Annotated in this window: 8 protein-coding genes; 6 read left to right on the top strand and 2 right to left on the bottom strand. The window is 35.6% G+C overall.

The genetic code is table 11. From position 1 onward, the window contains the following. Positions 1-659: 659 nt before the first annotated feature. Entirely contained in the window at positions 660-1,682 is a 1,023-nt protein-coding gene (locus ACFXN8_RS25460; protein ID WP_386848208.1) for a GGDEF domain-containing protein, read from the bottom strand. A gap of 340 nt (positions 1,683-2,022) precedes the next feature. On the opposite strand from ACFXN8_RS25460, the gene ACFXN8_RS25455 reads away from it, so the two are divergent. The 5 genes from ACFXN8_RS25455 (at position 2,023) to ACFXN8_RS25435 (ending at position 9,864) form a co-directional block, all read left to right on the top strand. Further along, complete coding sequence (locus tag ACFXN8_RS25455) at positions 2,023-5,052, top strand: hybrid sensor histidine kinase/response regulator (RefSeq protein WP_386848207.1); 3,030 nt, start codon at positions 2,023-2,025, stop codon at positions 5,050-5,052. A 434-nt stretch (positions 5,053-5,486) separates the two neighbouring features. Next, positions 5,487-6,176, top strand: coding sequence for a response regulator (locus tag ACFXN8_RS25450; protein WP_386848206.1), 690 nt, complete (start codon positions 5,487-5,489; stop codon positions 6,174-6,176). After that, positions 6,173-7,153, top strand: coding sequence for a sensor histidine kinase (locus ACFXN8_RS25445; protein ID WP_386848205.1), 981 nt, complete (start codon positions 6,173-6,175; stop codon positions 7,151-7,153). The genes ACFXN8_RS25450 and ACFXN8_RS25445 overlap by 4 nt, the downstream gene beginning before the upstream one ends. Before the next feature lie 115 nt (positions 7,154-7,268). Further along, positions 7,269-8,030 (top strand): ABC transporter ATP-binding protein, encoded by a 762-nt coding sequence (locus tag ACFXN8_RS25440; protein WP_386848204.1) that lies wholly within the window; start codon positions 7,269-7,271, stop codon positions 8,028-8,030. Next, a complete protein-coding gene (locus tag ACFXN8_RS25435) occupies positions 8,020-9,864 on the top strand; it encodes an FtsX-like permease family protein (protein ID WP_386848203.1) in 1,845 nt (614 codons plus the stop codon). The genes ACFXN8_RS25440 and ACFXN8_RS25435 overlap by 11 nt, the downstream gene beginning before the upstream one ends. Before the next feature lie 55 nt (positions 9,865-9,919). Here the strand turns inward: ACFXN8_RS25435 and ACFXN8_RS25430 are convergent, their stop codons facing one another. After that, positions 9,920-10,360, bottom strand: a complete 441-nt coding sequence (locus ACFXN8_RS25430; RefSeq protein WP_376076948.1) for a hypothetical protein — start codon at positions 10,358-10,360, stop codon at positions 9,920-9,922. A 299-nt stretch (positions 10,361-10,659) separates the two neighbouring features. On the opposite strand from ACFXN8_RS25430, the gene ACFXN8_RS25425 reads away from it, so the two are divergent. Then, complete coding sequence (locus ACFXN8_RS25425) at positions 10,660-11,244, top strand: DUF4352 domain-containing protein (protein ID WP_386848202.1); 585 nt, start codon at positions 10,660-10,662, stop codon at positions 11,242-11,244. Positions 11,245-11,358: the final 114 nt, after the last annotated feature.

Raw genomic sequence — 11,358 nt, 5'->3', positions numbered from 1 at the left:
TGTTGCTGTCGCTTCGCTTTCGCACAGATAAAACAATTGTTGCTGTCGCTTCGCTTTCGCACAGATAAAACAATTGTTGCTGTCGCTTCGCTTTCACACAGATAAAACAATTGTTGCTGTCGCTTCGCTTTCACACAGATAAAACAATTGTTGCTGTCGCTTCGCTTTCACACAGATAAAACAATTATTGCTGTCGCTTCGCTTTCGCACAGATAAAACAATTGTTGCTGTCGCTTCGCTTTCGCACAGTTAAAACAATTGTTGCTGCCGCTTCGCTTTCGCACAGATAAAACAATTGTTGCTGTCGCTTCGCTTTCGCACAGAGCAAAGCTTCCTAGGGGCGTCCGATGAGCCGCTTGGGCCAACAGATGTTTTTTGCGCGAAAGCGTAGTGCTAACGTAGCGACAGCAGCACGATGTTTTTTGCGCGAAAGCGAAGCGGCAGCGGCACCGATGTTGGTCACGAAGGCGTTATCACAAGATGTGATGGTTTTAGCCTTCGTTCCTCTACCGCTAATCCCCAAGGAGTCGCCCAGTCGTAACGAAGATCAACTTATATACATAGCATACGTTTTAACAAATGTTATTTACGTTACCATCCAATCCAGACCTTCATTTAATATTAATTAAAAATTTTTGAGCTTGAATACAATACGATATTCATTTGATTATTTTTTCAGATAGTTCTTCGACGACACAGATACAATTCCTTCCTGACTGCTTCGCCTTATATAACGCCTGATCTGCAATTGTAATGATCTGATTAGCAGTCTTAATATTTGCTGTAAATGCTGTAATACCGGCAGACATTGTCACTGGCCTTCCACATGCCGTATCTAACAAGGCCTGCTTCATGCGTACATTCTCCGCTAATTCTAAAGCTATATCTATTGTCGTGGATGGCAATATTACCATAAACTCTTCCCCACCATATCGAAAACACATTCCCTGTTCCTCAATGTTCTCTTGCATATGATTTGCGAAAGCTTTTAAAACTTCATCCCCTACAGTATGTCCATAGGTATCATTTATACTTTTAAAATCATCTAGATCTATTAACACTATTGTATGTGGGACTTTATTGATGATTAGCTCATTTAAAATTTGATCCATCCTTCTACGGTTAGGAATTCCCGTTAAGGAGTCTAAATTCAGTTGATTCGTTAAATCAACTATTTTGCTTTCCGAACTTATGAACATGTTTTGTACTACTTTTTTTAACGAATGTGCTTCGTAATACCAATCATCCATTTCTTCAAGCTTCTGTATTTCTTCTCTCTCCACGCTAGTAGAAAGCTTTTTTAAAGGTCGTGCAATTTTGAAAGCAAGCCATACAGCTAATACAAGTACTACGACTATCCATAATAGTAAAGGAACGATTATACTTTTTATGAACGCGCTAAATGAAACAACTCTTTCATCAAGTAACTTGTTAACCACTTGCACCATATAAGGTTCAATCGACTTATCTTGATTTGGTTCCATCAGTTTTTCTTGTACGTAGTTCTCCGTGATTACCGAAACTTCCTTCACATAATTTTCCTGCATGGCAACCTTATTTTGCATAAGAATGTCGTTAAAATTTCGATAGCTACTCCAAATACTAATACTAGAAGTCGCAAGTACAACAATTACCGTCATACTAACAATAACAAACGATAACTTTAACTTGAATTTACCCACAATAGATCATTTCTCCCATTGAGATGATTTTTTGTTCAATTTTTATACGCTTTAACCCGCAAATTATTTATTCCTTCATCATACGTCACGCCTCTTAAAAAAAACTTAAACACTAATGATTCTCCCTCAAAATATGTACTGGACTGCACAGTAAAAGGGGTCTCAAATCTCACGCTACTCACCTCAGGAAAGCAGTAACCTGTAACGGAAATCGGCTCCCCTATTCTTTCTGATTAGTCTGAAAGTATTATTTTTAAAAATTTCCTATTCCCATTTGCTAAATTTCATGGCATGGTAAATATAGTTCTTTTATTACAAGAAGAAAATTTTGGAGGTTCTTATGTCACTCTTGAAAAAAGCGACTATACGACATTCACTTTTCATTATTTTAATTTTTATAGTTCTTACTACACTTCGTTTACTATGGCTAGCATATTTTCTTCCTTCCAGTGAACAACCGATTGCCCAGGAAGGTATATTTGATATACGGGATCAGCAGCTATCCGACGAAGAAGTTCTTAACTTAGATGGTGAATGGCTCTACTATCCCGGATCATTAATAGATCCCTTAAACATTAATACCCAATCATTTGAACAAACTACCCGAACGATTCCCATGCGAGATTCAGATGCAACGACACAACGATATGGCTCATACCGTTTAAAAATATTACTCAATCACAATGCTCCGAAAGATAATCGTTTTGCCGTTCGAATCCCTGCAGTGTCAACTGCTTCAGCATTATATATTAACGGGAAGTTGGTTGAACAGTCCGGGAAAGTAGCTACTGATTCACATAGTCATAAAGGCCAAGCCGCTCCTTATACTCTTTACTTTACAAATGAACAACCTGAAATTGACTTAATTTTACATGTATCTAATTTTGATACATCAATAAGCCCTACCATTGATAAAAGAATTTTATTTGGCTCTGCTTCAGCTATAGAACATCACCAAATGATTAACGATTTATCTCTTGCTACAATTTCAATAACACTCTTATTGTTCACACTTTTTAGTACCCTTGTGTTCTTGTTTATTAATCCAAAGCCAATTGTTTTACTGTTCACAGTAGGCTTTCTTTTGCCCTTAGCAGATGAATTAATTTCATATGATCAATCTATACTCACGTGGTTACATCTCGATTATGTATGGTCATTTAAGCTATCTACTATCATTTATCTCGGGTCTTCATTTTTCTTTGTTCAATTTATGCGTGTTTTACTAGTCAAATATCATCATGCTAAATGCTTTCAGTGGCTCTTTGCTTTCTATGCCCTTTCAGCATTTTTCACTGTCGTCTTACCGATTAATTGGTTATACACAATAAATTCTCTTTACTTTATACTTTATGTCATTTCATTTTTATTTGTAGTAGTACTCGCTTTAAGAGAGTATCTTGAAAATCAAAAACAGAGCACAGCTTTTATTGCATTGACGGCCCTTGGTACAATGAACGGTATCATATGGGCATATATTAAATCCATCTATGATTTTGATATACCCATGTATCCATTCGATTATCTATTTGTCATACTCGGTTTTTCGGGTTATTGGTTTAAACGCTTTTTTGAAAATCAAGCGCAAATTAATCAATTGATTGCTAAATTACAAAAAGATGACACATTAAAGGATGAATTTCTATCCAGTAGCTCACAAAAGCTATGGGATCCCATGAATAAAATGATTACATTAGGACAGTCCATTTATGATAATCCAAACAATAAGCTTATGACTGATGATAAACAAAACCTGAAGCATTTAATTGATATCGGGAGAAGCATGTCCTTTACGTTAAATGACATACTAGATTTTACTCGTTTAAAGGAAGGTAATTTACATCTCCATAAAAAAAACGTTAGCATCCAAAGTATAGTTTATGGTGTTTTTGACATGTTACGCTTTATAACAAGTGGAAAACAGATCCAAATGAATTCAGCGATTCCTAGGACATTTCCTAATGTAGTGGCCGATGAAAATCGATTGATTCAAATTCTTTTTAATCTCCTACACAATGCCATTAAATATACGAGTGCAGGATCTATAAAAATCAGTGCCCATATAGAAAATAACATGGCTGTTATCCATATTCATGATACTGGGTCAGGAATGGATGACGATATCCAAAGTCGTCTATTTTCCCCTTACGAACAAAGAAATGACAATAATGATGGAATCGGTCTTGGGTTATTAATTTCAAAGAAGCTTATCGAATTGCATGGTGGAACTTTGCAAATACATTCTGTTCCTAACAAAGGATCGGATGTCTATTTCACCTTACCATTAGCAGAGGAAGACTTTAATGAGGAGCAATCCTATATAGAGGAAGAGGATATGCATCTTCCTATTGAAGAACATAATTCATCAGCGACAGTGGAAAAGCAATTTAAAATTTTAATGGTCGATGATGATCCTGTAAACTTAACCATTATGCGTAGTTTATTTACAACTTCAGAATACGCTGTTACTACCGTTACTAGCAGTGAAAAAGTATTAGAAATGCTACAGCAAGACGATTGGGATTTAGTCATTATTGATGCGATGTTACCTTATATATCTGGCTATGCATTAATCGAAATTATTCGAGAACACTACTCATTGCTTGAATTACCTGTCTTACTACTTACAGCCCGTAATTATTCCGAGGATGTCTATACTGGTTTCGCCCATGGTGCAAATGATTATGTTACGAAGCCTATTAATTCTTTAGAGCTAAAGGTCAGGAGTAGAGCCTTAATCGATTTAAAATATAGCATCAATCAACGACTACATTTGGAAACAGCTTGGCTTCAAGCCCAAATACAGCCGCATTTTTTATTTAATACTTTAAATACAATTGCATCACTTAGTACGATCGATACAGATCGAATGATTGACTTAATGCATCATTTCGGTGAATATCTACATGCAAGCTTCGATGTGCGAAATTTACAGCGAGTAGTGCCACTTAAGGATGAGTTAGAGCTAGTACGGTCATATCTCTATATTAATCAGCAACGTTTTGGAGACTTACTAAACATCGAATGGGATATTGATGACATTATAAATATTGAAATCCCCCCTATCTCCTTACAAACTTTAGTCGAAAACGCCATTCGTCATGGTGTATTGAAACAAGAAGGAGGAGGTACAGTTTGTATTCGTATAAAAGATTTTCCGAATCATGTTGCAGTAAGTGTTATAGATAATGGGGTTGGGATAGATTCAAGTATATTAGATGGACTACAAGCTGGTAGCTATTCGCCAAATTCGGGCGTAGGTCTACGTAATACGGATTTACGTCTAAAAAGGATCTACGGACAGAGGTTACAAATTAACAGCACCCTAAATGAAGACACAACTATCACCTTCCATATTCCTAAAAAATAAATGAAAGAGGTCATCACCTTCCCTAATAGGGTTTGTGGTGGCTCTTTTTTATAATTTCAAGTTACAATCACTATATTCAATGAAGAATATTAATGGATTTCTAAAAATCAGGGTACATTAAAAATATATAAATAAAGAAGGCTACTCAGCATAACGTGGGGTTGATTCCCGTTCCGACTGGGCGCTTTGTTGTTGCTGTCGCTTCGCTTTCGCACAGATAAAACAATTGTTGCTGTCGCTTCGCTTTCGCACAGATAAAACATTTGTTGCTGTCGCTTCGCTTTCGCACAGAGCAAAGCTTCCTGGGGGCGTCCGATGAGCCGCTAATCCCCAAGGAGTCGCCCAGTCTCCACTTCAATCAACCAATATACCTTCATATATTTTAATAAAATAACCACTTTTTTAGTGATAGTCTATAAAGAAAGGTCGATACTATGTACAAAATTTACATAATAGAGGACGATATCAATATTTCAAAAATCATGGAGGAGCATTTATCAAAATATCAATTTGAATGCTATACCGTTCAACAATTTAATCATATAGTTGAAGAATTTCAAGCTATTCAACCTCATCTAGTTGTTATGGACATTAACCTGCCCACATATGATGGGTACTTTTGGTCGCGCAAAATCCGTCAGCTATCCAACTGCCCTATTATCATTGTATCTGCGCGTGTGAATGATATCGATCAAGTGCATGGGATTGAAAATGGTGCGGATGATTTTATCACGAAGCCCTTTTCACTAGATGTGCTTATGGCAAAAGTGAATGGCCTTATTCGTCGTACATACGGAGAATATGCTTCCTCCGATTCTAATTCGATATCACTTGCTAATACAACATTAAATTCTAATACCGTTCGTCTTTACACCGAGAAACATGAGAGCCTGTTAACGTTAAAAGAGATGCAGCTTAGCAAATTACTATTCGAAGCTTATCCTAATGTTGTTCCTCGTCAAAAATTGTTAAGTGCCATTTGGGATGATGAGTCCTTCGTTGAAGAAAACACTTTATCTGTTAATATTGGCCGATTACGCAAAAAATTCGAGGCGATCCAATCTAGACTAGAAATTAAAACAATTCGCGGACTTGGTTATCAATTAGTGGAGGCAGAAGAATGAAGCTTTTCTTTCGAGATCATGTAAGTGTAATCATTCTTTATTGTGTGAGCTTTCTATTATTACCTTGGATCATTCATTCATTGGATGATTTATCTTCACACTATCTTTATTTTATCTTTCTCGTTAGCTTCCTATTTACCATTTGGCTGATTGGACGTTATTATCGTAGAAAAAAGCTCTATGCTCATTTACAGGAGAACACATTAACTAGCGATGACCTCCATCTATATGAACCACAGGCTATGATGGAGCAGGCCTACAGCCAAAAACTACGACAAATGCAATATTTATACTTAACACAGCAGCAATATTTAGAGGAGCAAGGAAAAGAAAAACAGCTTGTGCTTTCACATTTTGCCCATCAAATGAAAACACCATTGTCAGTTATTCAACTGATTATCCAATCGAATGCAAATAGCCAATCCGAGCATTTGCAAACAATTAATCAGGAATGCGATAAGCTGACGTTTACCCTTAATCAGCTACTAACTTACGAACGCACGTCCAATCTTGTGGCTGATTTAAAAATAGAAGCACTTTCATTAAAAGAGCTTATGAAGGAAGTTGTTAATGATTTAAAGGATTATTTCATCGCCAAAGAAGTTTTTCCAAAAGTGACGATTGTTGAAAATACGATTATTTATTCAGATCGTAAATGGTTAAAAGTCGTGCTTTATCAAATCATCAATAACGCCATTAAGTACGGCGAGTCTGAAAGCTCTATTCAAATCATTTATGATGAAGCTACTTTACACATTCAAAACTATGGAGAAACGATTCCCGAGAGTGAAATTTCACGTGTCTTTGATTTATTTTATACGGGCGCGAAAGGAAGAACGAGCGGCGAAGCAACAGGTATAGGCTTATATTTGGTGAAAAAGATTTTAACTGTACTGGAGCACCCTTTTACTATACAATCTGATGAGCGCATCACGACCTTTTCCATAGACTTTTCAAATAGCGTAAAAAAATCATGATTGTAAGCTCGTATTATGACAACTTTGTCATATCGACGTCATAAAGCCAAATAGGAAAACTGCTGCCCCTTCTTTATACTTAAGTTATTCAATCGAAGTAAGGGAGTTGTTAAATATGGGTAACTCAATTCTACAAGTGACCAATTTGAAAAAAGAATATATCGGTGAAATCACATATAAGGCATTGAATGGCATAGATTTTCAACTTGGTGAGAACGAATTCGTAGCCGTAATGGGACCTTCTGGAAGTGGGAAAACTACTTTTTTAAATAGTGTGTCAACAATCGATCGCCCTACTGCTGGCGAAATTCTTATCAATGGTAGGAATCCTTATTCTTTAGATGATGAGGAACTTGCGAAGTTCCGGCGTTCAGAATTAGGCTTTGTCTTTCAAGATTTTAATCTTGTCCACACATTAACGGTGAAAGAAAATATTTTACTACCGTTAACGTTAGATAGTTTACCTGCCGATACAATGCAGCAACGACTTCAACATGTATCTCAATTTCTTGGAATTGACGAGCTTCTTTCAAAACGAATTTATGAAATTTCTGGTGGGCAAAAACAACGTGTAGCTATTGCTCGTGCGGTTATTCATGAACCGAGTTTATTGCTGGCAGATGAGCCTACAGGAAATCTCGATTCAAAAGCAGTAAATGATGTCATGAACTTATTTAGTTCTATTCATACCGAACTAAAAACTTCCATTTTAATGGTGACACATGATCCTTATGTAGCAAGCTTCGCCAATCGTATTATATTCATTAAGGATGGTAAATTATATAACGAAATTCATCGTGGTCATAATCGCAAACAATTTTACCAAGAAATCATGGACACACTTGCTTTTTTAGGTGGTGGACAGCATGAGCTTTAATCATATCGTTATCCAAAATATTTTACGCGATAAATGGACCTATGTTTCGTATTTCCTAAGCAGTATGTTTTCTATCATTATTTTCTTTTTATTTACAGTCATTGTGTTTCATCCAAGTCTTGCAGGTTTAGATCCAGACTCAACACTTGGCCTCGCATTAATGTTAGCAAGTTTGCTCGTCTATTTGTTTTCATTTATCTATATCGCCTATTCCATCATGGCCTTTTTAAAGAAGAAAACAAAAACACTAGGTATTTTTATGATTACTGGTGCATCCATGAAACAAATTCGTACGCTCGTTTTTCGTGAGAATATTCTTATCGGTGTATTGGCGATTATTACAGCAATCATTCTTGGGCTTGTCATTTCGCCTCTCTTCTTAATGGGTGCCAAAGTTGTTTTAAACGCAGAAGCTTTCGGTATGTATTTCCCTATTAAAGCAATCATGCTAACGATTGGTTTATTCCTTGTATTATTCGTTGTGATTTCAAAAATAATGACAAGATTTATTAATAAAGAAGCGTCCATTCAACTATTAAAAAGTGATGCTGTTATTGAAAAATCGATAAGACCACATTATCTTTTGTTATTCATTAGCACTATGATTTCCATTGGTTTGGGCTATTTTATAAAAATAGAACATGACATTGTAGGTAGTCTCGGCGTTCTTTTCTATGTAGTGCTTTTCGTGAGTGTTCTTTGTACAATTTATTTAATCATCTCACAAGGAATGCGCTTCCTCCTAAAGGCTTTTGAGAGATCGTCAGCCTATATGAAACAAACGAATATGTTACTGGCCTCCAATCTGAATGCAAAAATGAAATCACATGCAAATATACTATTTTTAATCACTCTCTTGTTAAGCGGCGTGTTTTTAAGTACAAGCATTTTATTTAGTTCTTACTATAATGTTGAAAAAGATAGTGAGGCGAATTATCCATACAGTTTTCAGTACATTGCTCCTCCTAAGGCTGATCCAAATAAGGTAGAAGCTGATATTGGAAATATTGAAAAACAATTATCTACAGTGGATTCACAAAAATATTTTATTGAATTTAAATCAAATGAAGAACGTAGTATTGGCTATATGTCAGCTTCCGATTATAACTTGTTACACAATGAAAAGGTTAGCTTAGGTGCAAATGAATTTATAGCAGTTGCTGGTAATCGTAAAACATTTCCAATTACTAATGTAAGTGATGATAACTATCTAAAGCAATTTAAGCTTGTATCTGTAAATGAAAAAAATCTATTAACAACCGGTTTCCAACAAACGTATTTTATTGTGCCTGATGAAGTTTATAACAGCATCAAATATCCTGTCTACAAAACCTATTTATTTGAGCTAGACAATTGGACGGCACATACAGAGTTGGCGAAAAAAATTATTGAGGATTTCCCACATATATATGAGGAACGTTATGTAACTTCAAAAATCGAATTGTATGACGCAGAGATGTTTACAAAAAGTGTTATGTTCTTTATCGGATCTATGTTGAGCTTGATTTTCTTAAGTGCAGCTATGAGTATACTCTACTTCTATTTACAAACGACACTTCTTCAGGAAAAAGAAAAGTATGTAGGCATACGAAAACTCGGGCTATCTAAAAAAGAGTTATTCACCGTTGTTTCTAAGGAGCTAGCAATCCTTATATTTGTACCATTCACAATAGCGACTACAATGTTATTTGCTACATTATTTGCTATGCGAACAATGGTTTCAACATCATTTTTACAAGTCTCAATGATGAGCTCTTTATGCTTCTTTGCCCTGTTCTTCGTTAGTTATATATTTATTCGCAAAAGCTATTTCAAACGCTTGCTTAGTCTATAATGAAAAAATTCGCACCCTTTGTGGAGTGCGAATTTTTTTATAAGCGAAACCCTTTTTACCAAAGTACAGGTTTTGCTACCATTAGCCATAACATAATTAGCAATAACAAAATGTACATCCATGCTTTGCGATGTAGCAATGAAGTAAATTTTTGCTGATCATAGGCTGGTGTATTAAATGTCTGTAAAGTCGGTTTGAACGCTCTTGCTAAAAAAACAATGGAGGCAAGCATCACAAGAAATGTAAGAACAATCCACGAGGTACTCCAATGATAGCCCGCATGCCACATTAATAAAATACCGGATGCGACAAGAACATGCCCCGAATGCTTGACGATCGTAATTGCTCCTTTAAATGCCTCAATATAAGGTGTCATTTCAACATGAGATGCTGAACGCATTTTCTTAACAATTGTTAAAACAACGAACAAAGGCCCAATCGAAAGAATAGCACTTAAAATATGTATGTAAAGAAGAAGTGTATAAATTGAAATCATGGTGCATACTCCCCTTTTAATAGTCCCCCTCATTATAGCACTACACAAAGTGTGCTTTATCAGCAATTGTGAATCCTTTGTAAACTCAAATTGAATCATTGTAAAATTGTTTAAAACTTACACTAACAAAATATGGATATACAGTATTGTGACCCTTATAAAGCTTTAGATACTAGCTTAACAGCGGACCGATCATAATTAACCACTTTTATTTTCCATAAATTTTATTGCTGACACATTATAGTAAATTTGATATAGTTTCATAGGAACCAAATATTACATATTAAGGGAGAGTTACTATGAAGAAATTTTTCAAATTTGGATGCGGTGGATTAATAGCCTTAATCATTCTTGGAGTAATTATCGCTGCACTTGGTGGCGGTGATAATTCGACTAAGGATAAAGAAGATGGAAAACAACCAGCTTCTACTGATGTTGGAAAGAAAGATAATAAAGAAAAAGTTGTCGGAATCGGTACAGCATTAGAAGTTGGAGATGCAATCTTTACACTTAATGGAGTAGAATTAGCAGATCAAGTAGGACCTTCTGTATTACCGAAAAAAGCAAGTGGAAAATACGTTGTGCTAGACGTTACTTACAAAAACAATGGAAATAAAGCTGTAACTATTGATGCAAGCTTCTTTAAATTAAAACGTGGTGAAAAAACTTACGAATCTGATAGTGTTGCAAGTATGTCTGCAAACCAAGGTGATGATGGAAACATTCAAAATAGCTTCTTCTTACAGGAAGTAAATCCAGACATGGAGATCAAAGGTAAGGTTGTGTTTGACCTTGCTCCAGAAGTAGCAGAAGCAACTGATTTACAACTGCAAGTACAAACTGGTATTTTTGGTACTGAAACAGGTTTAATTAATTTAAAATAATTATTAAAGTCACTCAAACTGAAGTGACCCCTAAAAGTTAGACACGGTTATTTCATTAGGCAGCTTGTATAAAATGAGTTCGGTATTGCACCGGACTCATTTTTAATTTTGCCT

This window comes from Lysinibacillus sp. NPDC059133 (assembly GCF_042755925.1).
Taxonomy (GTDB): Bacteria; Bacillota; Bacilli; order Bacillales_A; family Planococcaceae; genus Lysinibacillus.
The sequence above is the reverse complement of the archived record's forward strand: the minus strand, read 5'-3'. Positions and strand labels throughout refer to the sequence as shown.